Genomic DNA, 24,079 nt, shown 5'->3' on the forward strand with positions numbered 1-24,079 from the left:
CGCCCTAGAACCCGAATTTGGCCCAGATTGCCCTGGTTTCCAGCGCCGAAATCAGCTCATCCGGCAGCGCCGGCAACCCGTCCAGCGACAGGGCCGCCGTACCCGCCGATCTGCGGCCAATCAGCCCCGACAGCATCCCCATCGCGGGCGCGATCAGCGGCGTCTGAACTTTCTCGCCATAGCGCGCGCGCAAGGTCGAACGCAGATCGCCGATCGCATCCGCCAAGCCAAACGACACCGAGGTTTCCCCGGCCCAGTATTCGCCGGTGAACAGCACGTCGTCGGCGCCCCTGAGCCTGTCGCCCCGGCTCTGTTTCACCAGCGCGATGAAGATGGCGTGGATCTCGCGCTGAATCGCCTTGAGGCGCGCTACATCGTCGGGGTCTTCCGGCAGGAACGGATCCAGCATCGCCTTGTGGGCGCCCGCCGTGTACAGCCGCCGCTCGACGCCAATCTTTTTGATCAACTCCTGAAACCCGAAGGAGCCGCCGACCACGCCGATCGAGCCCAGGATCGAGGATGGATCGCAGAAAATCTCGTCACCCGCGCAGGCCAGCATGTAACCACCGGATGCCGCGACGTCCTCGACGAACACCAGCACCGGCAGTTTCTTTTCCGCGGCGAGTTGCCGGATCCGCAAATAGATCTGGCGCGACTGCACCGGCGAGCCGCCTGGCGAATTGATCACCAGCGCCACCGCCTTGGCGTTCCTGGTCGAGAAGGCGCGCTCCAATGTTTTGGCGACGCTGGCCAGCGACATGCCCGGCCGCAGCGGCGTTACCGCCCCGATCACGCCGGATAATCGCACCACCGGCACGACGGCGTTGTTGCGCCTCAGGCGCGCCGGAAGCAGTTCTCTCAGCCGGTCGATCAAGCCGGGACGGCTGCCGCGATCATCGGTCTGTTCCGTCATGCTGTTACCTCAAATTAACCATTTATTATCACGCTGCTGTCATTGAACCGGTGGAACGCCGCTTGCATTACGGTGGATGGGCACCGGGTTGCAACGGTGCAGCGGAGAAAGACATGAAGATCTATCTGCTGGTGATGCTGATCGGTAGCCTCCTGACGGCAATTCACTTCACGTCAGTACCCAAACAGCCTTCGAAAACGCGTCCGCAATAGCCGGCCAGCCCCGATCACCGATTGATCGAGCCGCTTTCACAACAGCGCCAGCGGCAATACCCCCTTCCCGGCCAGAATCTCCTGCGTCTGTTTATTGGGCAGCGCTGACTCATCATTGAGCATCAGCGCGGCGAGAACCTGCGTCGGCGCCTTTCCACCCTTGATGGCGCGAACCAGCACGCGGATTGCGGGCTTCTTCGCGTCACTGTGAACCGGAAGAACGACAAGGCTGCCGAACCCGCGATCGAGCACCGCCAGCACTTCGGCCAGTCCGTCAGCGCGCCAGATCAATGTCAGCGCGCCGCCTGATTTGAGGATTCGGCGCGCCGCGTGAACCCAGCCCTCAAGTGTCGCTTCCGTCGCGACGTGGGCGACCTCGCGTGCCCTGTCCGGCGAAGCGCGATGCCGCGCGGAATCGTTGAACGGCGGATTCATCAAGACGGCGTCGACGCTGTCGGCACCGAGGCCGGCCGCGGCGAAGGCATCGGCGCCCGAGGCGATATCCAGCGCGATGACCTCGGCTGCGATCTCATTCAAAGCGGCATTGCCGCGCGCGAGGCCTGCCAGCATCGCATCGATCTCGACCAGCACGAGATCGATTCCGGCCACGCGCCTGGCCACCGCAAGGCCCGCCGCACCGACGCCGGCGCCGAAATCGACCACGCGATCGCCCCGACGCGCCGCGGTCGCCGCGGCCAGCAGCATGGCGTCATGTCCGGCGCGATGACCCGACCTCGGTTGGCGCAGGCGCAGTTGGCCGCCGAGAAACGCGTCCTCGGTGAATTCGCGGACCGGATCAGTCATCGGCCCGCAGTTCGTGGGCGAGACCGGCATCGGCAAGAAGCTGGCGCGCGGCGCGGTTGTCATCCTCATGGACCAGAATCCGGCGCGGCAAGACGCCAAGAGAGCCTTCGATGATGCTCATGTTCTGGTCCAGCACCAGATGATGGATATTGGCGCCGTCGAGCAGCGCGCCGACCGCTGAAACCAGCACGATATCGTTGGTTCGAACCAGTTCCCGCAACTTCCGGCGCTCCTTTATCGGTCCGAGATGGCGGCTGCGCGGCCAGAGTCAACCGCTTGGTGCCCTTGCCGCGCTAGCCGGCACTTTCTATTGTTATACCGCAAGGACAGGCTCAATTGGGCAAATGTGGAGACTGGCGTGGCGGTTATTGTACCCTTTGAGAGCCCCTCAAACGCTTCGATAGATCAGCTGGTCGGGCTTGTCGCCGCCGACATGGCGCGTGTCAACGCCACCATCCTGTCGCGGACCGGTTCCGAAGTCACCATGATCCCCGAGGTCGCCAACCACCTGATTTCCTCAGGGGGAAAGCGGCTGCGGCCGATGCTGACGCTGGCGATGGCGGGCCTCGCCGGCTATTCCGGCGACGGCCATATCAAGCTCGCGGCCTCCGTCGAGTTCATGCATACCGCGACCTTGCTGCATGACGACGTGGTCGACGAAAGCGAATTGCGGCGCGGCAAACTGTCGGCGCGGATGTTGTGGGGCAACGAGGCCAGCGTTCTGGTCGGCGACTTCCTGCTCGGCCAGGCCTTTCGCATGATGGTCGAGGTCGGCTCGCTGCGCGCGCTCGACATCCTGTCGTCTGCCGCCGCGACGATTGCCGAGGGCGAAGTGATGCAACTGGCGGCGGCGAAGAACACCGCCACCACCGAGGACGAATATCTCGCGGTCATCAGGGGCAAGACCGCCGAACTGTTCGCCGCGGCCTGCGAGGTCGGCCCGGTCATCGCCAACCGCCCGAAGGCCGAGCAGACCGCGTGCCGGTCGGTCGGGATGAATCTCGGCATCGCGTTTCAACTGGTGGACGACGTGCTGGACTACGGCGGCAAGGCCGCCAAGCTCGGCAAGAACATCGGCGACGATTTCCGCGAGGGCAAGATCACGCTGCCGGTGGTGCTGGCGTTCCGCCGCGGCAATGACGGCGAGCGCGCGTTCTGGGTCAAGGCGCTGGAGCGCGGCGAGATCGGCGACGGCGACCTCGATCACGCCGTCGGCCTGATGACCAAGCACCGCGCGCTCGAGGACACCATCAACCGCGCCCAGCATTACGGCGCGATGGCGGTCGACGCGCTGGCGCTGTTTCCGGCCTCGCCGATGAAATCCGCGCTCGAGCAGGTGGTGGCGTTCTGCCTGGCGAGGTCGCATTAGCGATGGGCAGCGCGAATCTTTCGGTGTTTCTGCTGGCCGCATTCATCCTTGCCGCCATCCCCGGCCCCGGCATTTTCTATGTGGCAGCGCGAACGCTGTCGGGTGGCCGGCAGGCTGGTATCTCCTCCACCTTCGGCGCAGCGTTGGGCGGCCTTGTGCATGTCGTCGCCGGCGGCCTTGGCGTCTCCGCGGTCATTCTCGCCAGCGCGCAGCTCTTTGCCGGGCTGAAGCTGGTCGGCGCTCTCTATCTGATCTGGCTGGGCATCAGGACCTTCCGCGAGGCTGGCAACGCGCCGCCAAAGCAGATCACTCAAACCGAAGCGGGGCGAGCATTTCGGGACGGCATTGTCGTCGAGGCGCTGAACCCCAAGACCGCGGCTTTCTTTCTGGCGTTCATTCCGCAGTTCCTGGAACCGGCAGCCGGATATCCTGTGCTGCAGTTCATGGCATTGGGCCTGATCTCGGTGGCGCTCAACACTTTAGCCGACATTGTCGTCGTCGCGATGGCCTTCACCGCGCGCGCAAATCTCCTGCGCAAACCGCGCCTCATCCAACGCCTGCGGCAAGGCTCCGGGATCTTCATCGCAGGTCTTGGAATTTCGCTCGCGCTGGCGCGGCGGCCTGCCACGAGCTAACTTAACACCCCCGCATGCACCCACCATAGCGGGTGATCGAGCTGGATTTTCTGCGCCGCGCGTTGCGCTTCGGCGGTGTTCTCATAGATCGCAAAGCAGGTCGACCCCGATCCCGACATCCGCGCCAGCCAGGCCCCGTTGGTGGCGTTGAGCGCTGCGAGCACTTCCGAGATCACCGGCTGAATGCGCATCGCCGGCGCCTCGAGGTCGTTGGAGGCCAAAGCGAGTGCCTCAACCCAGTCCTCGAGCGACGCCCCCGGTTCCGGCCACGCGGTGGCCTGGATCACGTCGCTGGCGCCGACCAGCAATTCGCCGCTGCGCAAACCCAGCCCTTCGAACACCGCCTTGGTCGCCACGCCGACCCGCGGATTGACCAGCACGCACGGCATCTTGGGGATCGAAAGCGGCAGCAGGGTTTCGCCGACGCCCGACATGTCGCAGGCGCGCGAGGCGAGGCAAACCGGCACGTCGGCGCCCGTCAGCAGCGCGACATCGAGCAACCTCGCGTCATCGAGCGCAAGGCCGTTCAACCCCGCCAGCAGCCGCAGCGCCGCGGCGGCATCGGCCGAACCGCCGCCAATGCCGGCTGCGACTGGCAGCACCTTGTCCAGCGTGAAACTGCCGATCTTCAGGTCCGGCACGCGCTCGCCGAGCAATTGCGCTGCGACCAGCACGAGGTTGTCGGCGGCCTCGCCGCAGTCCTTGGCCAGCGGTCCGGTGGTTTCAAGCGTGAGCTTCGACCCGGGCACGAGGGTGAGGCGGTCGGCGCAATCGGCAAACGCGACCACGCTTTCGAGGTCGTGATAACCATCGACGCGGCGGCCGACCACCCGAAGGGTCAGGTTGACCTTGGCGCGTCCGTCCTCGATCAGCGCCGGCATGGCGGCCACCAGCCCTTCGATCAGCCGCCCTTGCCGTCTTCTTTTTTCTTGTCGGCGGAGGCCGCCGAGGACGTATCGTCGGGCAGCCCGTTCTCGATCTTGGCCTCGATCTTCGGCAGGTCTTCCGGCTCAGGCTTGAGGTCGCGGGCGTGGGCCCACTGGAATTTGGCTTCCAGCGTTCGGCCGACGCGCCAGTAGGCGTCACCGAGATGGTCGTTGATGGTGGGATCTTCCGGCTTGAGATCGATGGCGCGTTCGAGGTTTTTCACCGCCTCGTCGTAATTGCCGATCCTGAAATAGGCCCAGCCGAGCGAGTCGACGATATAGCCGTCGTCGGGGCGCTGGTCGACGGCGCGCTTGATCATCGACATGCCTTCGTCGAGGTTGACGCCCTGATCGATCCACGAATAGCCGAGATAGTTCAGCACATTGGGCTGCTCGGGCTGCAGTTCCAGCGCCTTGCGCATGTCAGCCTCGGCCTTGCCCCACTGCTTGGAACGCTCCTCGCAGATGCCGCGGTTATAGAAGTAAACGGTGCTGCTCTTGTCGTTGACGTCAGGCAGCGCGTCGATGCCTTGCGAGTAGGTCACGGCGCAGTCGGCGAATTTCTTGCGGCCGCGCTCGATATTGCCGAGCGCCAGGATGGCTTCGAGGTCCTTGGGGTCTTCCGCCGTCAGGGCCTTCAATATCTTGATCGCCTCGTCGCTGCGGTCGGCGGCGTCGAGATCGATCGCAAGGTGGATCTGGGCGTTGCGCTTGAGCGGCGAACTTGCCGGCACACGTTCGTAAACCTTGATCGCCATCGCCGGCTTCTTCACCGACTCATAGAGATCGGCCAGCGACAATAGCGCCAGCGGATGATTGGGGGCGAGGTACAGCGCAAGTTGCAGATAGACCAGCGCCAGATCCGAGCTGCCGCCGCGCGTCAGCATGGCGCCGATGCCGTAAAGCACTTCGGCGGCACCTGCCTGCGGCGAATCGACCAGCGGCGGCAGCTTCTTGCCGGCTTTGGTGTCGCGCAGGCCTTCCTGCACCAGCGGATGGCGCGCCAGCTTCTTGTCGAACGCCTCGTACGTCGCGGTCGCCGCCGCCTCACTCTTGTTGCGCGACTGCCAGTGCGCATAGGCCTCGACCACGCGCAGCATGGTATCATCGAGCTTGTAGACCCGCTCGAGACGAACGCCGGCTTCCTTTTCCCTGCCCGCCAGCTCGAGCATCATGCCGGAATGCAGGTCCTTGAAGATCGGATACCATTCGGGCCCGGTCAGCTTGTCGATATTGGCGATGGCGGTCTTGGTGTCGCCGGCGCCGTAACTGGCCCAGCCCGACAACAATGCCGCGATCAGATCGGTGGGCGCGCCGCGAATCGACTGGTTGATGTTGAGCTGCGCGGCCGCATACTTCTTCAGCTTCAGATCGCGCACGCCGACGACGAGCCGGGCGACGCGATTGGACTTGTCCACCGTCAGAATCCGTTCGGCGAGCTTCACGGCCTCGTCGATATCGCCGTCGGCAAGCGAGGAAATGAACGCACGATCGAGCAATTCGCTGTTCTTCGCATCGGTGCGAAGCGCCGAGAGATAGAAGGCGGCCGCCGCACTGGCGTCCCGCTCCACGCTGGCATGGCGGGCGGCCAGATAACTGCCCGTCACCGTCAGCGATTTCAAATCGTGGCTGGTGGGAAATTGCGCCGAATTGTCGGTCGGATGATCGGGCGTCTGCGCCCAAACCGAGCCGGGCAAGGCCAGCGCGGCAACGGCGAAAGCGGCAACCGCCGAGCGATTGAATCGAATGGAAAACATCGGGTTCGCCTAGCTCCAGGATTTGCAGCGGGAATTACGGCAGGAATTACGGATCGTCTCGAACGCGGACCCGACCGGCGGCATCAAGTGCTGTGACAATGCCGCGTTTAGCGTTCAACCGCAAGGATACGGGGCGGCGAATTGGTCGGCATGAAGACCCGGATGGCCGCCGATTTCGCCGGCACGGCCTCAAAACGCTTGCAGTGTGGCCGTATCGTGGCCGCACCCGGCAGCTACCCGTACCGGCTCACGCAATCGTGGTCACATCGCCTCATAATTGGGGCCGCCACCGCCCTCCGGGGGAACCCAGGTGATGTTGCCGTTGGGATCCTTGACGTCGCAGGTTTTGCAATGGACGCAATTCTGGGCGTTGATCTGGAAGCGCGGGCCGCTCGCCTCCTCGACCCATTCATAGACCCCGGCCGGGCAATAGCGGTTGGACGGCCCGGCATAGACGTCGTGCTCGGACGTCTTCTGCAGGTTCATGTCGGCGACCTTGAGGTGCACCGGCTGGTCTTCTTCGTGATTGGTATTGGAAAGAAATACCGACGACAGTCTGTCGAAGGTGAGCTTGCCGTCGGGCTTTGGCGCGGCGATCGGCACATGCGTTTTCGCCGGATCGAGCGTCTTGCGGTCGGGCTTGGCATGCGACCGGGTTCCGAACAGCGAAAACCCGAGCGTATTGCACCACATGTCGATGCCGCCGAGCGCCACGCCGACAATGGTGCCGAACTTCGACCACAGCGGCTTGACGTTGCGGACCCGGTACAGGTCCTTGCCGACCGGCGAATCCCGCCAGGCATTCTCGTAGTCGGCCAGTTCATCGTTGGCGCGGCCGGCGCCGAGCGCGGCGGTGACGTGCTCGGCGGCGAGCATGCCGCTGCCGATCGCGTTATGCACGCCCTTGATGCGCGGCACATTGACGAAACCCGCCGCGCATCCGATCAGCGCGCCGCCCGCAAAGCTCAGGCGCGGAACCGATTGATAGCCGCCCTCGGTGATGGCGCGCGCACCGTAAGCGAGGCGCTTGCCGCCTTCGAACAGCGGACTGATCGCCGGATGGGTCTTGAAGCGCTGGAACTCGTCGAACGGCGACAAATACGGATCGTCGTAGTTGAGATGCACGACGAAGCCGACCGCTGCCAGATTGTCGTCGTAGTGATAGAGGAACGAGCCACCGCCGGTCGAATTGTTGAGCGGCCAGCCGAACGAATGCTGGATCAGGCCCTTCTGGTGTTTTGCCGGATCGATCTGCCAGACTTCCTTGAGGCCGATGCCGAATTTGCCGGGCTCGCTTTCGGCATCGAGGGAGAATTTCGCGATCAGCTGCTTGGTCAGACTGCCGCGCGCGCCCTCGGCGAACAGCGTGTACTTGCCGAGCAATTCCATGCCGCGGGTGTATGACGCCTTGTGCGTGCCGTCCTTGGCAATGCCCATGTCGCCGGTCGCAATGCCGCGCACGGCACCCTTGTCGTCGTAGAGCACTTCGGCGGCGGCAAAGCCCGGATAAATCTCGACGCCGAGCGCTTCGGCCTTTCGCCCCAGCCAGCGGCATACGCTGCCGAGCGAGCCGATATAGCAATGATGATTGTTCATCAGCGGCGGCATCATGAAATTCGGCAGCCGGATCGCGGCGCCTTTCGTCATCCAGTAGAACCGGTCGTCCCTGACTTGCGTCTTCAGCGGACAGTCGGCGTCGTCGCGCCAATCCGGAATCAACCTGTCGAGCGACACCGGATCGATCACCGCCCCGGACAGAATATGCGCGCCGACCTCGGATCCCTTTTCGACCACCACCACGCCAAGGTCGGCATTGAGTTGCTTCAGCCGGATCGCAGCGGCGAGACCCGAAGGTCCGGCGCCGACAATGACGACGTCAAATTCCATGGATTCGCGTGGCGGCAGTTCTTCGGTGCTCATGATCTGATCTCAGCCCGGTTGAGAACGTTTCCTTGGAACCGTTTGTTTCCGATTTTTCGGGGAAGAACAACTGCTGAAATATCCATCGAGGCGTTTCGCTGCGGCGCGATCCATCCTAGATTGACCGGATGCCTCCGACATCCCGTCATGACGCCTGACAGCGCCCCCACCGCCCGGCAATTGCTGGCCTTTTATCTGGAGGCCGGGGTCGATTGCGCGCTGACGGATGAGCCGGCCAACCGGCTATCCGATCCCGGCCTCATACCTGCGGCAACCATGCTGCCCGAACCGGTCAAGACCATGCCTGCGGCGATCCCGGCTCCGCGCGGCGAGGCGGCACCTCCACCGGAGGTGGCGATCATGGCGGCGCGGGAAGCGGCGCGAACCGCGCCCTCGCTCGAGGCGTTGCGGGCGCTGCTGGAAAAATTCGACGGCTGCGCGCTGAAGTTCACCGCCACGCGCCTGGTGTTCGCCGACGGCAACCCGCAGGCGCGCATCATGTTCGTCGGCGAGGCCCCCGGCCGCGAGGAAGACATCGAGGGCCTGCCGTTCGTCGGACGTTCGGGCAAGTTGCTGGACCGGATGATCGCGGCGATCGGGCTGAACCGCGGCAACGCCTATATCGCCAACGTCATTCCATGGCGGCCGCCCGGCAATCGCACGCCGACGCCGCAGGAGACGCAAATCTGCCTGCCGTTCATCCAGCGGCAAATCGAACTGGTGAATCCCGACGTTTTGGTCACGCTCGGCAATCCCTCGACGCAAACCCTGTTGTCGACCCGCGAGGGCATCATGAAAACCCGTGGGCGCTGGTTCGACTACGACACCGGCACCCGCACCATCCGCGCGCTGGCCACGTTCCATCCAGCCTATCTGTTGCGCTCGCCGTCCTACAAGCGCATGGCGTGGCAGGATTTGCGCTCGATTGCGAAGGCGCTTGAGAGCGCTTCAAGTCGCTGAAGCATTGGCTCGGTGTTGCGGCAACGGAGGTGAGCTCCCTCTCCCCTTGTGGGAGAGGGTTGGGGTGAGGGGTTACGGTCTATCGATAGGCCTTAACCCCTCACCCGGATCGCATCTAGCGATGCGACATAGCCGAAGCTTTGCTTCGGCGTTCTTGTTCAAGTACGGCCGCCGCAGGCGGCCTATGCCTCTCCCACAGGGGGAGAAGTAAGCCAGTTTGATGGCGCGCAATTTCCGCAAAATTCTTACGGCGTCTTCGGGCGCACGATGGCCCAGCCGATCCGCAGCAGCGGTTGCCGGCCGTTCACCAGCCGCTCGAACACCTGCGGGACTTCCGGCACCAGGCCGGGAAACCGTTGCGCGATATCGACAGGCGGCGTGCTTTCGGTAGTCGAAGCGCGCCAAACCACGACCCCGCCGGTCTCGTTGAATTTCGCAAGCGTCAGCCACGGCGTCCGCTCCGGCGTCGCGTCGAGAAACAGATGCGGACGCCCGGAATTCAGCGTGATCAGGCTTGCAAGTTGCGCGTCGCCCGTCACCGCCCGCAGCCGCTGACTGGTGCGCCGCTCGAAACTGTCGCCGAAAAATCGCGCGATGTCTTTCGCCGGCAGCGACGTCGCCACCTCGGCGCTGCTGGCCCAGGGAAGAAAAAGCGTCATCGCAATCACCACGAACGCGGGCGCGACGACCGCAGCCGCCCAGATCGAGCGCAACAACCGCTGACGCCGCAGACGGACCAGATCTCCGGTCGCGACGACCGCGGCCAGCCCCGTCATCATCAGCGCGATGCCCGCCCCGCCCACGACGCCTCCAAGATCGAACAGGCCGGCAATCAGGCTTCCCGCAAGCGCCGGCGCGATGGCGAAGAAATAAACAAAATCGCGCGCCAGCGGATCGACCGGCGGCCGGTAGATGATCGGCGCCTCCTCCGCATTGCGATCGAACCGGCCCGAGTTCAACGCCACCAGCAGCACGACGCCGGACATCGCCGCCAGCAAGCCGCCGAGCAGCGCAGCCCCGTGCAGCGCCCTTGCGCTCAACTCCGCTATCGCCGGCCAGTGCGGCAGCGCCACTGTATCGGCGCGCGCAAACCAGACCAGATAGGGCAGCGCCAGCACGACAATCACCAGCAGCGCGAACAGCGGATCGAACGACATCAGCATCCGCCGCCCGCGCGGCGTTGCGAGCGCAAAGGCGGCCACCAGCAGCAACAGGCCGATGGCGGCGGAGGTCGTCAGCAGCAAAAGTCCGGCTTCGATGGACCAGGCGAACCACGCATTGCGCCGGTCCTGGCCGATCAACTGCCATGTATGCATCAGCAACAGCGCCCACAGCGGGCGCGCCAGCACCAGCGGGCCGAACTCGACACCCGGCGCGGCGAATGCCGCGACCGTCAGCGTCAGCAGGACCGCGAGCACCGCCTGTTGTCCGCCGACCACGCTGCGCGCCAAGAGGTACAGCGTCCAGAACGTCGCGACCGCGCAAAGCTGGGTCAAAAGATAGACACCGAACAAATGATTGCCGGCGGCGCGAAACGCGATGTCGGCAAGCCAGAACGCCAGTGGCGGGCCGAGATCGGTTCCCACCTGGTATTCCCGGCCATAGGCCAGCACCGTCGCCAGATCGTCCGGCGGGCTCCGATACAGCAGCATCGGCAGGATCAACCACAGCGCCGCCTGGAACAGCACCACGATCCAGACCACCAGCCGCGGCCGGGCGCGGATCAGTTCGATAATCAGGGATGTGAAACGCATATACCGCCCGGCAGGAAAATCGCTCCCGGACGTGATAGAGCCCAAGCGCGGCCAAGGCAACGGGCCGCTCGGGCCGCTACGTCAAACGGCCGCGGCAGGAACCTGTGATGTCTCGCTGACTTCGATCCGGACGGCTTCGTCCCCGAACTCGATGGCCAGTTGTTTTTCCCGGGCCGCCAACACGGGGGCGAAAAAGCGCCGGTGATGCACCGTCGGGCCCAGCCGGTTCAGCGCCTCGAGATGCTCGGGCACGCTATAGCCCTTGTGGGACTCGAAACCGTAACCCGGACAATCCTGCGCCAGTTTGCACATCAGGCGGTCGCGCGAGACCTTGGCGATGATCGAGGCCGCCGCGATCGACAGAACCAGCCCGTCGCCGCCAATCACCGCGTCGCAGTCGCACGGTATATCGAGGCGGTCGCGGCCGTCGACGAACACATGCTTGGGCGGTTCCGGCAGCGCCCGCACCGCGCGCGCCAGCGCCCATAACGAGGCCCGCAGGATATTGTCGCGGTCGATCCGCGCCGGCGAGGCAAAGGCGACCGCAAACGAGGCGGTTGCGCAAATTTCCTCGAACAGCTCTTCGCGGCGCTCCGGCGTCAGCCGCTTGGAATCGTCGATGCCCTTCGGAATTCGCCTGGGATCCAGCACCACGGCCGCCGCCACCACCGGACCCGCCAGCGGACCGCGACCGGCCTCGTCGCAGCCGGCCACCGGCCAGACCCCGCGCTTGATCAAGGCACGCTCGCGGCGAAAACTCGGCGGCGCGACCGCGATCACGCCCTTGGGCAGCGCTGTGGTGTCTTTCCCGGATTTGTCGCGAATCATGCCGGGGATGGTGATTAAGCAAGACCCCCGGCGCAACCGGGAACTCGAAGCGATGCCCGATATTCAGACCCTGGTTACTGTCGCCCGGTCATAGGCGAGCGGAAGCGATGCCGTCCTTCGGACGGCTATGCCGGGCGATGACAGTTTTGTGGCGGCCACCCATCAACTATTGCCGGGCAGGTTTCTAAAACAAACTCAGCTGCTGTCCGCTGCGTCTCGGCCGCGCGAAATGATCGGTGGTCAATTTCGAGCGCCGCTTGTTGAGCCCGAGTTTCTCGCAGGCGATCTCGAACCGGCGTCCGATCATCCAGGCCATCGGCCCGGTGCCCTTCATCCGCGTGCCCCACTGCGAATCGTAATCGCGGCCGCCGCGCATGTCGCGGATCAGGGTGAAGACGTGCCGGTAGCGATCGGGATAATTCGCCATCAGCCACTCGCGGAACAGGTCGCGCACTTCGAGTGGCAGCCGCAGCAGCACGTAGCTTGCTTCCTTGACGCCGGCATGCGCCGCGGCATCGAGAATGCGCTCGATCTCGGAATCGTTCAGCGCCGGGATCACCGGCGCCACCATCACCGTGGTCGGAATGCCGGCTTGCGACAATTGCCGCAACGCTTCCAGCCGCCTCGATGGCGTCGAGGCCCGCGGCTCCATGGTTCGCGCCAGTTTCGGATCGAGCGTCGTCACCGACAGCGCCACCTTGGCGAGGTTGCGTTTCGCCATCCGGGACAGAATGTCGATGTCGCGGGTTACCAGCGCCGACTTGGTGACGATGCCGACGGGATGGCCGGCCCGTTCCAGCACTTCGAGAATGCCGCGCATGATCTTCCGCTCGCGCTCGATCGGCTGATAGGGATCGGTGTTGGTGCCGATCGCGATCATGCGCGGTTCGTAATCCTGCGCCGCCAGCTCCTTTTCCAGCAATTGCGGCGCATCCGGCTTGGCGAACAGTTTTGATTCGAAGTCGAGCCCCGGCGACAGGCCGAGAAAAGCATGGGTCGGCCGCGCAAAGCAGTAGACGCAGCCATGCTCGCAGCCCCGGTACGGGTTGATCGAACGGTCGAAGCCGATATCCGGAGAATCGTTGCGGGTGATGACCTTGCGCGCGGTATCCACCGCGACAACGGTCTTGAAGGGGGGCAATTCATCCAGGCTCTGCCAACCGTCGTCGAACGCGACCCGCGCTTCGGCCTCAAACCGGCCGCTGGCGTTGGATTGCGCGCCGCGGCCGCGCCGGCGGTCGCGCTCGATCGCAATCGCCAGTTCCGGGAAAGGAGAAAGCGCACCCGCCGGTTCGGAGGGCGCCGTGACCGGCGGGTGCTTGAGGGCATGAGAGGATGCTCGACTCATGGCCAGAACATAACACGCTATGAGAACAAATCAAGAACATGGGCGGGCCTATCCCAGTAGAAATTCTCCTATCGGGGATGGCGGGCGGCCGGTCGGTTGCCGCAAAAAAGCTGCAGCCGGAAGGCTGCTTTGAGTGTGACAAGGTGATAACAGTGCGGCGTTTTTCCGCCTGGGACACCGAAGAGCGCCGATGCTGAGCGTCATTATCCCCACCGAGGGCGTCGAACAGCCGACCGTCGCGACGCTGGCGGCACTGGTGCCCGGCGCCGCCGCCGGCGTGGTGCGCGAGGTGCTGCTGGTCGACCGTGCCGGCACCGGCGTGATCGAGCGGGTCGCCGACGTCGCCGGTTGCCGTTTCCTGCCGTTCAGGGGATCGCATGCGGCGGCACTGGCGGCCGGCGCCCGGCAGGCCCGCTCGCCCTGGCTGATGTTCCTGCATGCCGGCGCGGTGCTGGATTCCGGCTGGATCGAGGAGACCGCGCAATTCATCGAACGGGTCTCAAGCAGCGGCAAACCTCGCGCCGGCATCTTCCGCTACGCCCGCTCGCCCTATGCCGAAACCCGGCTGGGCGACGGTTTCAAATTTGTCGCACGGATGATTGCCGGGCCGTCGGCGGACCAGGGCCTGGTGATCGCACGGGATCATTACGACCGGCTCGGCGGCTACGCGCCGGACGCGCCCCGCTCGGAAGCCCGGCTGCTGCGGCAGCTCGGCCGCTCGTCCCGCACGCTGCTGCGGAGCCGGATCGTGGTGGCCTAGTTGCAAAATACTTGATTTTGTCAAATAATCCCTTGATGAAATCAAAGACTCCGGATTCCAAACTGGAAAGCCAGGTCGCCGCGGTTCGCGGCTTCAGCCGTTTCTATACCCGCAAACTGGGCATCATCGAGCCCAGGCTGCTGGACAGCCCATGGACGCTGCAGCAAGCGCGGATCATCTACGAAATCGCCAATCGAAAGAACTGCACCGCGACCGACCTCGTCCGCGCGCTCGGTCTCGATGCCGGGTTCCTCAGCCGGACCTTGCAGGCGATGCAGCAGCGCCAGATCGTCGCCCGAAAGCCGTCGAAGACCGACCGCCGCGTCACCGAGCTTGCATTGACCGCGAAAGGCCGCGCCGCCTTTGCTGACCTCGATGGCCGGTCGCGCAGCGCGGTTGCCGCGTTGCTGGGCGGGCTGGAGGCTGCGGAGCGCGCAGCCGTCGTCAACGCCATGACCACCATCGAGCATACGCTGGAGCCTCCGGCGCGGCAGCCCGCCGGCTTCCTGTTGCGAAGCCATCGCCCCGGGGACATCGGCTGGATCGTTTCGCGGCACGGCGCGGTGTATGCGCAGGAATATGGCTGGGACATCAGCTTCGAGGCGCTCGCCGCCGAGATCGCCGCACAGTTCATCAAATCGTACGATCCCGCGCGCGAGCATTGTTGGATCGCCGAGATCGGCGGCGAGCCGGTGGGTTCGATCTTCCTGGTCAAGGCGTCCGACAACGTCGCGAAATTACGGTTGCTGCTGGTGGAGAAAAAAGCGCGCGGGCTCGGAGTGGGACGCGCACTGACCGAGCAGTGCATCCGTTTCGCGCGCGAAGCCGGCTACACCTCGATGACGCTGTGGACCCAGAGCATCCTCGTCGCCGCGCGCGGTATCTACCAGCGCGCCGGATTCTCCCGGGTCAAGGAAGAGAAGCATCACAGCTTCGGCGTCGACCTCGTTGGCGAGACCTGGGAGCTGAAGCTTTAGGCAGATGTTCCCTTGGCCTTCGGGCGCCGCAAATGCTCGTCGAGCCGCGGCATGATCTCGACGAAATTGCACGGCCGCGTCCGGTAATCGAGCTGGGCGGCAAGAATGCCATCCCAGCCGTCACGGCAGGCGCCCGGCGAGCCCGGCAGGCAGAAGATAAAGGTGGCGCCGGCGACGCCGGCAGTGGCGCGGCTCTGGATCGTCGAGGTTCCGATCTTGGCGTGGCTGAGCATATGGAATGCGATGGAGAAGCCATCCATCCGCTTTTCGAACAACGGCTCGACCGCCTCCGGCGTCACGTCGCGCCCCGTGAAGCCGGTGCCGCCTGACGTGATGATGGCATCGACGCCCGGATCGGCGATCCATCTTTTAACGACGGCGCGGATCGCCTCGACATCGTCGAGCACGATCTCGCGCGCCGCGAGCTTGTGACCGGCGGCGGTGAGCCGGTCCGCCAAGGTCGTTCCCGACTTGTCGTCCGCCAGCGAGCGGGTATCGGAAATCGTCAGCACCGCGATGTTGAGCGGCACGAATGTTCGGGACTCGTCGATTGCGGACATCAATTTGAACCTCTTCGCCGCGTTCACTACGTCACCCGGAGGTGCGCGCACTTGCGCGCCTCGAAGGATGGACCGCAGGCACCTTGCTTGTCATCCTTCGAGGCTCGCCGAAGAGGCTCGCACCTCCAGCGACGAGCGCAGTCGTGCTCGCGCGGGGATGACGACAGATCGTCACGGCGCTCCGCCGGCGAAGGTATTGCAGGCCTGCACCGTGCCCTGCTGGTAGCCGGTCATGAACCATTGCTTGCGTTGCGCGGCGGAGCCGTGGGTGAAAGAGTCCGGCACCACCCGCCCCGTCGCTTGCCGCTGCAGGGTATCGTCGCCGATCGCGGAGGCCGTGGTCAGCGCAGCATCGATGTCGCCCGCTTCAAGGAAGCCCGGGCGCTTCTTCTCCTCGCGGTTGACCCAGACGCCGGACAGGCAATCCGCCTGCAACTCGACCCTCACCTGCAAGGCATTGGCATCGACCTTGCTGACCTCCTGCTGCTTCGCCGTCACCTTCGGGAGAATACCGAGCAAGTTCTGGATGTGATGGCCGGCTTCATGGGCGATGATATAGGCCGCGGTGAACTTGCAGGCGTTGCCCGAACACCCGTGGAACCGGGTCTCGATCTCGCGGAAAAATCCGGTGTCGAGGAAAATCTGCCGGTCCGGCGGGCAGTAGAACGGTCCCATCGCCGACTGCGCCATGCCGCAGCGCCCGCCATTGGTGACGTTGCGGAACAGCACGATGCGCGGTCCCTTGTAGGGCTGTCCGCTGGCCTGGAAGATTTCGCTCCAGCGATCGTCGATCTCGCCGAGAATGCCCGCGATCATGTTGCCCATCTCGTCGGTTGGCACGCCCGACTTGGCCGGCGTTGACGTGCGATCGGATTGATAGGTCGGCGCCTGACGGCCACCGGTGAGAATTTCCGCGCCGCCGATCAGGACGCGCGGATCGATGCCGAGCGCGTAACCGACGAGGCCAAGCACGATGATGGTGCCGATGCCGAGCCCGCCACCGCCGCCGATCGGAAGGCCGATGCCGCCCCCGCCGCCGCCGCCGCCACCGTCATCGCGACGGTCGTCGATATCGTCGCTGCGGCGGAAGTCATCGTAACGCATGGCGCTTTTTCCTCATTTTCGACCTGCCGCGGCCTGCAAACCCACCGCGACGGACGCTGCCGGCGCCCGGTCTCGGCGACAAGCTAAAATTCTCATTCCATTAATCAATAACCCGCCCGGCAAAAATTGCCTAGCGTGAAAGAATTGCCCGGTTAAGTCGATTTTTACTTTGCCTCGTCAATGTATCGCCAGTCGGTTGTTTGGTCCCGCGTCGCCGACTGCGTCGCCTGAGTCAGAGTATTTGAGTCATGGTTGTGTCGCGTCGCGGGGCGTCTGCAAAGGCGCCCCGCACTCAATTTGAGTCCCATCCGAGTACGCGTATCGTGGTCGGCGACTGCGTCGCCGAGATGTCGAAATTGCCGGCCGGTTCGGTCGATCTGGTGTTTGCAGATCCGCCCTACAACCTGCAGCTCAAGGGCGACCTCAAGCGTCCCGACGAATCCCACGTCGACGCCGTCAACAACGACTGGGACAAGTTTTCATCCTTCACCGCCTACGACGATTTCACCCGCGCCTGGCTCCTGGCCTGCCGCCGCGTCATGAAACCGTCGGCAACGCTGTGGGTGATCGGCTCCTACCACAACATTTTCCGCGTCGGCTCGATCATGCAGGACCTCGGCTTCTGGGTTCTCAACGACATCGTGTGGCGCAAGACCAATCCGATGCCGAATTTCCGCGGCCGCCGCTTCACTAACGCCCACGAGACCATGATCTGGGCGGCGCGCGACGAGAAAGCCAAGGGTTACACCTTCAACTACGAAGCGCTGAAGGCCGCCAATGAGGACGTGCAGGCGCGCTCGGACTGGCTGATTCCGCTCTGCACCGGCGACGAACGCCTCAAGGGCGCCGACGGCAAGAAGGTCCATCCGACCCAGAAACCCGAAGGCCTGCTGGCGCGGGTGCTGCTGTCGTCGTCGAAGCCCGGCGATCTCGTGATCGATCCGTTCAACGGCACCGGCACCACCGGCGCCGTCGCCAAGCGGCTCGGCCGTCGCTATATCGGCTTCGAGCGCGACCAGACCTATGCGACGGCCGCGCAAGCCCGCATCGCCGCCATCGAGCCGCTGCCGGAGGCGACATTGGCGCCGTTCATGACCGCACGCGACGCGCCGCGAGTGGCGTTTTCCGAATTGATCGAGCGCGGCATGATTTCGCCCGGCACGAAACTGGTCGATTCCAAGAAGCGCCACGGCGCGCTGGTTCGCGCCGACGGCGCCATCATGCTCGGCGACAAGGTCGGCTCGATCCACCGCATCGGCGCGGTGGCGCAGGGCTCCGGCGCCTGCAACGGCTGGACCTTCTGGCACATCGAGACCAAGAAGGGCCTGCGGCTGATCGACGAGCTGCGCGCCGAAATCCGCTCCGAGATGGCGGCGGGCTGAATACAACACATTTTGCCCGTCATTCCGAGATGCGCGTAGCGCAGGCCTCAGATGTGCAATTGCACATCGGGGAAACCATATTCGATCGGGGTTATGGATTCCGGGCTCTCGACTTCGTCGCGCCCCGGAATGACGCAGCCTCACGAATTCGTCGGTTGCGTATCCCCCAGAAATTTGCGCATAGGAATGCCGTCCGCGGCATTGTCGCCGCGTCCCGATTTTTCTCGGCAACAAAACAGCAAGGGAGAATTTGATGCTCAAATTTTATTTCAACGGCGCGCCGAACCCCAACAAGGTCGCGCTTTTCCTGGAAGAGTCCGGGCTGGCTTATGAGCTGGTGCCGGTCGACACCCGCAAAGGCGATCAGTTCAAGCCGGAATTCCTTAAAGTGAACCCGAACGGCAAGGTGCCGGCGATCGACGATAACGGCGTGTTCGTGTTCGACAGCAACGCGATCCTGCTCTACCTCGCCGAGAAGACCGGCAAGTTCCTGCCGCCGAATACGCCGGCCAACCGCGCCCAGCTGTTGTCCTGGCTGATGTTCATCGCCAGCGGCGTTGGCCCCTATTCAGGCCAGGCGGTGCATTTCAAGCACTTCGCGCCGAAGGAGCTGGAATATGCGCGCAACCGCTACCAGTTCGAAGCCGAGCGTCACTACACCATTCTCAACGATCATCTCGCCAACCGCCGTTATATGGTCGGCGACACCTACACCATCGTCGACATGGCGTTGTGGGGCTGGGCGCGGCTGGCGCCGTTCGTGCTCGGCGAAGAAGCGTTCGCAAAATTCACCAATGTGAAACGGCTGGTCGATGAAATCTCGGAAAGGCCGGCCGCGGCACGCGCGGTCGCGCTGAAAGACAAGTTCGTGTTCAAGGCCGAAATGGACGACGAGGCGCGCAACATCATGTTCCGCCATCTCAAGACCAAGGCGGCCTGACCAGGCCGGAATGGCAAAACGGCGCCCCTCGCGGGCGCCGTTTTCGTTTCAGCCGTCAATCGCCGCGACGGCCTCGATCTCGATCAGCCAGCCCGGCCGCATCAGGCGGCTGACCACAACAAACGTACTCGCCGGCGGCTTCTCGACATTGATATAGCGATCGCGAATCGGCCGCAGCTTCGGCACGCTGGCCTGATCCAGCTCGGGGACGACGTAATAGTTCAGCTTGACGATATCCGCCATGGTGCCGCCGGCGGCTTCGACCGCAAGTTTGAGATTGGCGAAGACCTGTTCGACCTGCGCCTCGAAATCGCCCTCGCCGATCAGTTTGCCGGACGCATCGCTCGGGACCTGGCCGGAAAGATAGACGATCGTTCCGCTATTGACCTTGGCGATGTGCGAATAGCCGGCCGGGCCCGGAGCAATCAGGGTTTTGGGGCTGATGGATTCTCTCGATGGCTTCGACATAATGCTTCTCCGTTCGGTCCTGAGCTTGCCGGGAATTCCTCGCCATGTCATGACCCTCGGCGAATTCCGGGGGTAACATCATGACGGTTCTCATCGCCGGCGGCGGCATTGGCGGGCTGACGCTGGCGCTCAGCTTGCATCAGATCGGCGTCGCCGCCAGAGTGTTCGAGAGCGTGCCGGAGTTGAAGCCGCTCGGCGTCGGCATCAACGTTCTGCCGCACGCCGTGCGCGAATTGATCGAACTCGGCCTGCTCGACCGGCTCGAAGCCGCGGGCGTGCGGACCAGGGAACTTGCGTATTTTTCCAAGCACGGCAAGCCGATCTGGAGCGAGCCGCGCGGCACCGAGGCCGGCTACAAATGGCCGCAGTTCTCGATCCATCGCGGCACGCTGCAGCAGATCCTGCTCGACGCCGCGACCGAGCGGCTGGGAGCGGAGAATATTCTCACCAGTCATCATCTCAGCGGCTGGTCGGAAACTTCAGGCGGCGTCCGCGCCGATTTCATCGACCGGGCCACCGGCAAACCGGCCGGCAGCCATGACGGCGCGCTGCTGATCGCGGCCGACGGCATCCACTCCGCGGTCCGCGAGAAACTCTATCCGCAGGAAGGCCCACCGATCTGGAACGGCCGCATCCTGTGGCGCGGCATCACCCTGTCGGACGCGTTCCTGTCCGGCCGCACCATGATCATGGCCGGCCACGAGATCTTGAAATTCGTCTGCTATCCGATTTCCAACGCGGCCGATGCGGACGGCAAGTTCCAGATCAACTGGGTCGCCGAGCGGCATATGCCGCCGACCTACCAGAGGCGGCGGGAGGATTACAACCGCACCGCCCTCACGGAAGAATTCCTGCCGTGGTTCGCGGACTGGAAGTTCGACTGGCTCGACGTGCCCGGCCTGATCCGCAACTGCCCGCGGGCCTACGAATATCCGCTGGTCGATCGCGATCCGATTCCGCAATGGACCTTCGGGCTGACCACGCTGATGGGCGACGCCGCGCATCCGATGTATCCGATCGGCTCCAACGGCGCGTCGCAGGCGATCCTCGACGCCCGCGTCATCACCCGCGAGATCCTGGCGCGCGGTCCGACCCACGAGGCGCTGGTCGCCTATGAGGCGGAGCGTCGCCCCGCCACCACCGATCTTGTAATGCTCAACCGCCGCAACGGACCGGAACAAGTGATGCAACTGGTTGAGGAACGCGCGCCGGAGGGATTCAATGTCGTCACCGACGTGCTGTCGCTCGCCGAAATGCAAGACATCACCACCAACTACAAGCGCGTCGCCGGCTTTCAGGTCGAAGGCCTCAACGCCAAGCCGCCGATCGTGAAAGTCCCGGCTCCGGGCCGGCTTTCCAGCGCGGGCTGACTTTATTTCCCTAGTCCATGCGCGATCACCTTGCGCATCAGGTTCGGCAGCGCTTCACCGCCGAGCGTCGCAATCGGCACCCAGCGCATGCCCTCCGGCGCGCGGGTGCGCGCGGCGATGCTGGCGGTATAAACTACGAGTTCGAGCGGAAAATGGGTGAAGACATGGGTGACGACGCCCGTCTTGCGATGCCAGCGCGTAACGCCTTTTAGCGCGGGCGCCTGCTTCAGCGCGGCCTTGTCGTGCAGTGCTGTGCGCCAATCCGACCCCGGCACTTCGGTCATGCCGCCGAGCAGGCCTTTTTCTGACCGGGTGCGGACCAAAAGTTCCTCGCCGCGGGTCACGACGAACGCAGCGCCTCGACGCAGCGCTCCGGTTTTCTTCGCCAGCTTGCGCGGAAACGTCTCCTGATCGCCACGCGCGCGGGCCAGACAATCCTCGTTCAGCGGACACAGCACGCAAGCCGGCTTTTTGGGCGTGCAGATCGAGGAGCCGAGATCCATCAACGCCTGCGCGCTATCGCCGGCGCGTGACTCCACGTCGCCCGCGCGTGAGGCGCCGAGCAGCGTCGACGCGAACTGTTGTATCAGCGGCTTGGCCTGCGGCAGCGGCTCCTCGACGGCGAACAGCCGCGATACCACCCGCTCGATATTGCCGTCTACCGGCATGGTGCGGCGGCCGAATGCTATCGCGGCGATCGCGGCCGCGGTGTAACGCCCAATTCCCGGCAGCGTGCGCAGGCCTTGCTCGGTGTCCGGAAACGCACCGCCATGGTCGCGCCGCACCGCGACCGCGCAGGCGTGCAGGTTGCGCGCCCGCGAGTAATAGCCGAGCCCGGCCCACATCCGCAGCACGTCGTCGAGCGAGGCGCGGCCGAGCGCGTCGACATCAGGCCATCGCGCAACGAATTTCTCGAAATACGGCCCCACCGTCTTGACGCCGGTCTGCTGCAGCATGATTTCCGACAGCCAGACCCGGTAGGGATCGGCGCGCTCACCCGACAGCGGCCGCCACGGCAACTTGCGGCGATGCCGGTCGTACCAGGCGAGCAGCAGCGCCGGGCGGGCGCTTGCAATTTCAGGTCGCTTTCGTCTGCCGATGGCTGATGATGAGGACACACCGCATCTTAAAATGCGAAATTCAACGTGACCAGAGACAGCCACCGGGTTGCGCGCTATAACGCGCCGCGTTATAGTTGACCATGATTCAGGGCTTTGCTGATTCCGAGACGGAATTGATTTGGTCCGGACGCCGGAGCCGTAAATTGCCGGCAGACATCCAAAACGTCGCTTTAAGAAAGCTCCGACTTTTGAATCAAGCCCGGGTACTCGGCGATCTTCGCGTGCCACCCGGCAATCGGCTTGAGGCGTTGAGGGCCGATCGGCAAGGGCAACACTCGATCCGAATCAACGACCAATGGCGCATTTGTTTTGTATGGGATGATGGAGGACCGATGCATGTCGAAATCGTCGACTATCACGACTAGGAGCGGGGTGCTTCTGAATCCGCATCCCGGCGAAATCCTGCTTGAAGAGTTCCTCAAACCGATGGGGCTCAGCCAGAACGCGCTGGCCCGCGCAGTCCATGTCGCGCCGCGCCGCGTCAACGAGATTGTACTGGGCAAGCGAGATGTCACGGCCGACACTGATCTTCGGCTCGCGCGTTATTTCGGCCTGTCGGAAGGGTTCTTTCTCGGCCTGCAGACGGATTACGATCTGATGCAGCGGCGGCGCGAAATCGACCGTGACCTGAAAACCATTCGCCCACGCGCGGCGTGATCTCACTGCTCGCCGAACTGCATTGATATAAGGAACCATGTCCAAGCCCGGGCCCATCAGCGCCAAGCCGCTTTCCGTCCTGCTCAGCGACGTGTTTTCCGACGCCTATGCCAAACAGGGATTCGCCGCGCGCGAATTGGTGACGCGCTGGGCGGAAATCGCCGGAACAAAAGTAGCTGAACATTCCGAGCCGCTGAAGATCCAGTGGCCGCGGCCGGTGGAGGGACAGCCGCAGGAACCGGCCACGCTGGTGCTGCGGGTGGAGGGTCCGATGGCGCTGGAGATCCAGCACGAATCCGACGTCATCCTGGAACGGGTGAATCGCTTTTTCGGCTGGAGCGCGGTCGGGCGGCTGGCGCTGCGGCAGGCGCCGCTGTCGCGCCGGGATCGGCCCAAAGCCTCCCGCGCACCGGATGCGGCGTCGGTGGCGAAAGTCGCCGAAACCCTCTCCTCGGTCGAGGACGAGGAACTGCGGGCCGCGCTGGCGCGGCTCGGGGCATCGATCAAGCGAAATTGAGCCTGCCGTCACGTCCGGGAGCCCGGGCCCGCCATTGCCACAATTGTGGTTTCAAGCTAGCGAACACCCCTACTTCGGTTCTTTGGGCGTGAACGCGCCAATCCAGGAGCACACCTTGATCATCACGCGCCGCGCCTTCACTGCCGCCCTGTCGCTGACCGGGCTTGCCGCTCTCGTCGGATTTTCGCCGCTGCGCCTGATCACCGAGGCGATAGCGCAAAGTGCTGCCGACGTCGCCAAGCCGGTATCGCTGCCGGACATGGCGCTCGGTCCCAAGGATGCGAGCGTCACCATCACCGAATTCGCCTCGATGACCTGTCCGCATTGCGCGGCCTTCAATGCAACCGTGTTTCCGAAGCTCAAGTCGGAATATATCGACACCGGCAAGGTGCGTTACGTGTTCCGCGAGTTTCCGCTCGACGTCAAGGCCGCGGCCGGATCGATACTGGCGCGCTGCATCGCCAAGGACGATGCCGGGAAATATTTTGCGGTCGTCGACATGCTGTTCAAGCAGCAAGGCGACTGGGTGATGAAGAACACCACCGAAACCCTGACGCGGATCGGCAAGCAGGCCGGCCTCAGCCAGCAATCGGTCGAGACCTGTCTGACGGATCAGGCGTTGCTCGACAAGGTTTCCGCCGATCAGCGGTTCGCCGCCGAGGTGCTGAAGGTCAATTCGACGCCGACCTTTTTCATCAACGGCGAGATGGTCCGGGGCGAAACCTCGTTCGAGGAATTCGACAAGCGGATCAAGGCGCAGTTGAAGAGCTGACCGATCCCCGCCAGGAACTCAAATC

At 64.1% G+C, this 24,079-nt stretch carries 25 protein-coding genes; 12 read left to right on the forward strand and 13 right to left on the reverse strand.

Features of this window, described 5'->3' with window-relative positions; genetic code table 11:
* Window positions 1-4 precede the first annotated feature (4 nt).
* The 3 genes from E7813_RS05955 to E7813_RS05965 form a co-directional block, all read right to left on the reverse strand.
* Complete coding sequence (locus E7813_RS05955; protein ID WP_291571829.1) at window positions 5-913, reverse strand: S49 family peptidase; 909 nt, start codon at window positions 911-913, stop codon at window positions 5-7.
* Between the two features lie 248 nt (window positions 914-1,161).
* Complete coding sequence (locus E7813_RS05960) at window positions 1,162-1,929, reverse strand: methyltransferase (protein WP_291571831.1); 768 nt, start codon at window positions 1,927-1,929, stop codon at window positions 1,162-1,164.
* Entirely contained in the window at window positions 1,922-2,149 is a 228-nt protein-coding gene (locus E7813_RS05965) for a DUF2007 domain-containing protein (RefSeq protein WP_291571833.1), read from the reverse strand. Before E7813_RS05965 ends, E7813_RS05960 begins: the two co-directional genes overlap by 8 nt.
* Before the next feature lie 138 nt (window positions 2,150-2,287).
* Between E7813_RS05965 and E7813_RS05970 the strand changes: the two genes are divergently transcribed.
* Both E7813_RS05970 and E7813_RS05975 read left to right on the forward strand, forming a co-directional pair.
* On the forward strand, window positions 2,288-3,298 hold the full coding sequence (locus E7813_RS05970; protein ID WP_291571835.1) for a polyprenyl synthetase family protein: 1,011 nt from the start codon (window positions 2,288-2,290) through the stop codon (window positions 3,296-3,298).
* A 2-nt stretch (window positions 3,299-3,300) separates the two neighbouring features.
* Window positions 3,301-3,933, forward strand: coding sequence for a LysE family translocator (locus tag E7813_RS05975; protein WP_291571837.1), 633 nt, complete (start codon window positions 3,301-3,303; stop codon window positions 3,931-3,933).
* On the opposite strand, the gene E7813_RS05980 is transcribed toward E7813_RS05975, so the two are convergent.
* The 3 genes from E7813_RS05980 to E7813_RS05990 form a co-directional block, all read right to left on the reverse strand.
* On the reverse strand, window positions 3,930-4,814 hold the full coding sequence (locus tag E7813_RS05980) for a 4-(cytidine 5'-diphospho)-2-C-methyl-D-erythritol kinase (protein WP_291571898.1): 885 nt from the start codon (window positions 4,812-4,814) through the stop codon (window positions 3,930-3,932). The genes E7813_RS05975 and E7813_RS05980 overlap by 4 nt on opposite strands.
* Before the next feature lie 20 nt (window positions 4,815-4,834).
* The gene (locus E7813_RS05985) at window positions 4,835-6,616 is read right to left on the reverse strand and encodes a tetratricopeptide repeat protein (RefSeq protein ID WP_291571839.1); all 1,782 of its coding nucleotides are present in this window, start codon (window positions 6,614-6,616) and stop codon (window positions 4,835-4,837) included.
* Between the two features lie 261 nt (window positions 6,617-6,877).
* On the reverse strand, window positions 6,878-8,536 hold the full coding sequence (locus tag E7813_RS05990; RefSeq protein ID WP_291571840.1) for an electron transfer flavoprotein-ubiquinone oxidoreductase: 1,659 nt from the start codon (window positions 8,534-8,536) through the stop codon (window positions 6,878-6,880).
* Between the two features lie 147 nt (window positions 8,537-8,683).
* Between E7813_RS05990 and E7813_RS05995 the strand changes: the two genes are divergently transcribed.
* Window positions 8,684-9,496 (forward strand): uracil-DNA glycosylase, encoded by an 813-nt coding sequence (locus E7813_RS05995; RefSeq protein ID WP_291571842.1) that lies wholly within the window; start codon window positions 8,684-8,686, stop codon window positions 9,494-9,496.
* A 245-nt stretch (window positions 9,497-9,741) separates the two neighbouring features.
* Here the strand turns inward: E7813_RS05995 and E7813_RS06000 are convergent, their stop codons facing one another.
* The 3 genes from E7813_RS06000 to E7813_RS06010 all read right to left on the reverse strand — a co-directional run bounded on the left by E7813_RS06000 (window position 9,742) and on the right by E7813_RS06010 (window position 13,426).
* Window positions 9,742-11,250: a glycosyltransferase family 39 protein gene (locus E7813_RS06000; protein WP_291571843.1), complete on the reverse strand. Its 1,509-nt coding sequence runs from the start codon at window positions 11,248-11,250 to the stop codon at window positions 9,742-9,744.
* An 81-nt stretch (window positions 11,251-11,331) separates the two neighbouring features.
* A complete protein-coding gene (locus E7813_RS06005; RefSeq protein ID WP_291571845.1) occupies window positions 11,332-12,078 on the reverse strand; it encodes a ribonuclease HII in 747 nt (248 codons plus the stop codon).
* Window positions 12,079-12,262: 184 nt separating this feature from the next.
* The gene (locus tag E7813_RS06010) at window positions 12,263-13,426 is read right to left on the reverse strand and encodes a PA0069 family radical SAM protein (protein WP_291571846.1); all 1,164 of its coding nucleotides are present in this window, start codon (window positions 13,424-13,426) and stop codon (window positions 12,263-12,265) included.
* Window positions 13,427-13,616: 190 nt separating this feature from the next.
* Here E7813_RS06010 and E7813_RS06015 point away from each other — a divergent pair, with 190 nt between their 5' ends.
* Complete coding sequence (locus E7813_RS06015; RefSeq protein ID WP_291571849.1) at window positions 13,617-14,186, forward strand: glycosyltransferase; 570 nt, start codon at window positions 13,617-13,619, stop codon at window positions 14,184-14,186.
* 35 nt (window positions 14,187-14,221) lie between these two features.
* Window positions 14,222-15,163, forward strand: coding sequence for a helix-turn-helix domain-containing GNAT family N-acetyltransferase (locus tag E7813_RS06020; RefSeq protein ID WP_291571851.1), 942 nt, complete (start codon window positions 14,222-14,224; stop codon window positions 15,161-15,163).
* Here E7813_RS06020 and moaB read toward each other — a convergent pair.
* Both moaB and E7813_RS06030 read right to left on the reverse strand, forming a co-directional pair.
* Window positions 15,160-15,723: a molybdenum cofactor biosynthesis protein B gene (gene moaB, locus E7813_RS06025; protein ID WP_291571853.1), complete on the reverse strand. Its 564-nt coding sequence runs from the start codon at window positions 15,721-15,723 to the stop codon at window positions 15,160-15,162. The two genes, E7813_RS06020 and moaB, sit on opposite strands and share 4 nt — an antisense overlap.
* Window positions 15,724-15,894: 171 nt before the next feature.
* The gene (locus tag E7813_RS06030; protein ID WP_291571855.1) at window positions 15,895-16,827 is read right to left on the reverse strand and encodes a neutral zinc metallopeptidase; all 933 of its coding nucleotides are present in this window, start codon (window positions 16,825-16,827) and stop codon (window positions 15,895-15,897) included.
* 248 nt (window positions 16,828-17,075) lie between these two features.
* On the opposite strand from E7813_RS06030, the gene E7813_RS06035 reads away from it, so the two are divergent.
* Together E7813_RS06035 and E7813_RS06040 are read left to right on the forward strand one after the other, a co-directional pair.
* The gene (locus tag E7813_RS06035; protein ID WP_291571857.1) at window positions 17,076-18,209 is read left to right on the forward strand and encodes a site-specific DNA-methyltransferase; all 1,134 of its coding nucleotides are present in this window, start codon (window positions 17,076-17,078) and stop codon (window positions 18,207-18,209) included.
* Between the two features lie 253 nt (window positions 18,210-18,462).
* Complete coding sequence (locus E7813_RS06040) at window positions 18,463-19,149, forward strand: glutathione S-transferase N-terminal domain-containing protein (protein ID WP_291571859.1); 687 nt, start codon at window positions 18,463-18,465, stop codon at window positions 19,147-19,149.
* 48 nt (window positions 19,150-19,197) lie between these two features.
* Here E7813_RS06040 and E7813_RS06045 read toward each other — a convergent pair whose 3' ends face one another.
* The gene (locus tag E7813_RS06045) at window positions 19,198-19,617 is read right to left on the reverse strand and encodes a RidA family protein (protein WP_291571860.1); all 420 of its coding nucleotides are present in this window, start codon (window positions 19,615-19,617) and stop codon (window positions 19,198-19,200) included.
* 80 nt (window positions 19,618-19,697) lie between these two features.
* On the opposite strand from E7813_RS06045, the gene E7813_RS06050 reads away from it, so the two are divergent.
* A complete protein-coding gene (locus E7813_RS06050; RefSeq protein ID WP_291571861.1) occupies window positions 19,698-20,987 on the forward strand; it encodes a flavin-dependent oxidoreductase in 1,290 nt (429 codons plus the stop codon).
* A gap of 2 nt (window positions 20,988-20,989) precedes the next feature.
* On the opposite strand, the gene mutY is transcribed toward E7813_RS06050, so the two are convergent.
* Window positions 20,990-22,105, reverse strand: a complete 1,116-nt coding sequence (gene mutY, locus E7813_RS06055) for an A/G-specific adenine glycosylase (RefSeq protein WP_291571863.1) — start codon at window positions 22,103-22,105, stop codon at window positions 20,990-20,992.
* Window positions 22,106-22,188: 83 nt separating this feature from the next.
* Here mutY and E7813_RS06060 point away from each other — a divergent pair, with 83 nt between their 5' ends.
* The 4 genes from E7813_RS06060 to E7813_RS06075 all read left to right on the forward strand — a co-directional run bounded on the left by E7813_RS06060 (window position 22,189) and on the right by E7813_RS06075 (window position 24,054).
* Window positions 22,189-22,473 (forward strand): type II toxin-antitoxin system RelE/ParE family toxin, encoded by a 285-nt coding sequence (locus E7813_RS06060; RefSeq protein WP_291571900.1) that lies wholly within the window; start codon window positions 22,189-22,191, stop codon window positions 22,471-22,473.
* Window positions 22,445-22,765, forward strand: coding sequence for a HigA family addiction module antitoxin (locus tag E7813_RS06065; protein WP_291571865.1), 321 nt, complete (start codon window positions 22,445-22,447; stop codon window positions 22,763-22,765). The genes E7813_RS06060 and E7813_RS06065 overlap by 29 nt, the downstream gene beginning before the upstream one ends.
* Window positions 22,766-22,802: 37 nt before the next feature.
* Complete coding sequence (locus tag E7813_RS06070) at window positions 22,803-23,282, forward strand: DciA family protein (protein WP_291571868.1); 480 nt, start codon at window positions 22,803-22,805, stop codon at window positions 23,280-23,282.
* A gap of 115 nt (window positions 23,283-23,397) precedes the next feature.
* On the forward strand, window positions 23,398-24,054 hold the full coding sequence (locus tag E7813_RS06075) for a DsbA family protein (protein ID WP_291571870.1): 657 nt from the start codon (window positions 23,398-23,400) through the stop codon (window positions 24,052-24,054).
* Window positions 24,055-24,079 lie beyond the last annotated feature (25 nt).

The sequence above is a fragment of the Bradyrhizobium sp. genome, assembly GCF_004799405.1.
Lineage (GTDB): Bacteria > Pseudomonadota > Alphaproteobacteria > Rhizobiales > Xanthobacteraceae > Bradyrhizobium.

Bases quoted from the DNA above. Each gene is read 5' to 3' on its own strand.
- E7813_RS06015 (WP_291571849.1), top strand. From the start codon at position 13,617: ATGCTGAGCGTCATTATCCCCACCGAGGGCGTCGAACAGCCGACCGTC.
- E7813_RS06030 (WP_291571855.1), bottom strand. From the start codon at position 16,827: ATGCGTTACGATGACTTCCGCCGCAGCGACGATATCGACGACCGTCGC.
- E7813_RS06010 (WP_291571846.1), bottom strand. From the start codon at position 13,426: ATGAGTCGAGCATCCTCTCATGCCCTCAAGCACCCGCCGGTCACGGCG.
- E7813_RS06005 (WP_291571845.1), bottom strand. From the start codon at position 12,078: ATGATTCGCGACAAATCCGGGAAAGACACCACAGCGCTGCCCAAGGGC.
- E7813_RS06050 (WP_291571861.1), top strand. From the start codon at position 19,698: ATGACGGTTCTCATCGCCGGCGGCGGCATTGGCGGGCTGACGCTGGCG.
- E7813_RS05990 (WP_291571840.1), bottom strand. From the start codon at position 8,536: ATGAGCACCGAAGAACTGCCGCCACGCGAATCCATGGAATTTGACGTC.
- E7813_RS06040 (WP_291571859.1), top strand. From the start codon at position 18,463: ATGCTCAAATTTTATTTCAACGGCGCGCCGAACCCCAACAAGGTCGCG.
- E7813_RS06045 (WP_291571860.1), bottom strand. From the start codon at position 19,617: ATGTCGAAGCCATCGAGAGAATCCATCAGCCCCAAAACCCTGATTGCT.
- E7813_RS06065 (WP_291571865.1), top strand. From the start codon at position 22,445: ATGTCGAAATCGTCGACTATCACGACTAGGAGCGGGGTGCTTCTGAAT.
- moaB (WP_291571853.1), bottom strand. From the start codon at position 15,723: ATGTCCGCAATCGACGAGTCCCGAACATTCGTGCCGCTCAACATCGCG.
- E7813_RS06020 (WP_291571851.1), top strand. From the start codon at position 14,222: ATGAAATCAAAGACTCCGGATTCCAAACTGGAAAGCCAGGTCGCCGCG.
- E7813_RS05995 (WP_291571842.1), top strand. From the start codon at position 8,684: ATGACGCCTGACAGCGCCCCCACCGCCCGGCAATTGCTGGCCTTTTAT.
- E7813_RS05975 (WP_291571837.1), top strand. From the start codon at position 3,301: ATGGGCAGCGCGAATCTTTCGGTGTTTCTGCTGGCCGCATTCATCCTT.
- E7813_RS06000 (WP_291571843.1), bottom strand. From the start codon at position 11,250: ATGCGTTTCACATCCCTGATTATCGAACTGATCCGCGCCCGGCCGCGG.
- E7813_RS05985 (WP_291571839.1), bottom strand. From the start codon at position 6,616: ATGTTTTCCATTCGATTCAATCGCTCGGCGGTTGCCGCTTTCGCCGTT.
- E7813_RS06060 (WP_291571900.1), top strand. From the start codon at position 22,189: ATGATTCAGGGCTTTGCTGATTCCGAGACGGAATTGATTTGGTCCGGA.
- E7813_RS05960 (WP_291571831.1), bottom strand. From the start codon at position 1,929: ATGACTGATCCGGTCCGCGAATTCACCGAGGACGCGTTTCTCGGCGGC.
- E7813_RS05980 (WP_291571898.1), bottom strand. From the start codon at position 4,814: ATGCCGGCGCTGATCGAGGACGGACGCGCCAAGGTCAACCTGACCCTT.
- E7813_RS06035 (WP_291571857.1), top strand. From the start codon at position 17,076: ATGGTTGTGTCGCGTCGCGGGGCGTCTGCAAAGGCGCCCCGCACTCAA.
- E7813_RS06070 (WP_291571868.1), top strand. From the start codon at position 22,803: ATGTCCAAGCCCGGGCCCATCAGCGCCAAGCCGCTTTCCGTCCTGCTC.
- E7813_RS05955 (WP_291571829.1), bottom strand. From the start codon at position 913: ATGACGGAACAGACCGATGATCGCGGCAGCCGTCCCGGCTTGATCGAC.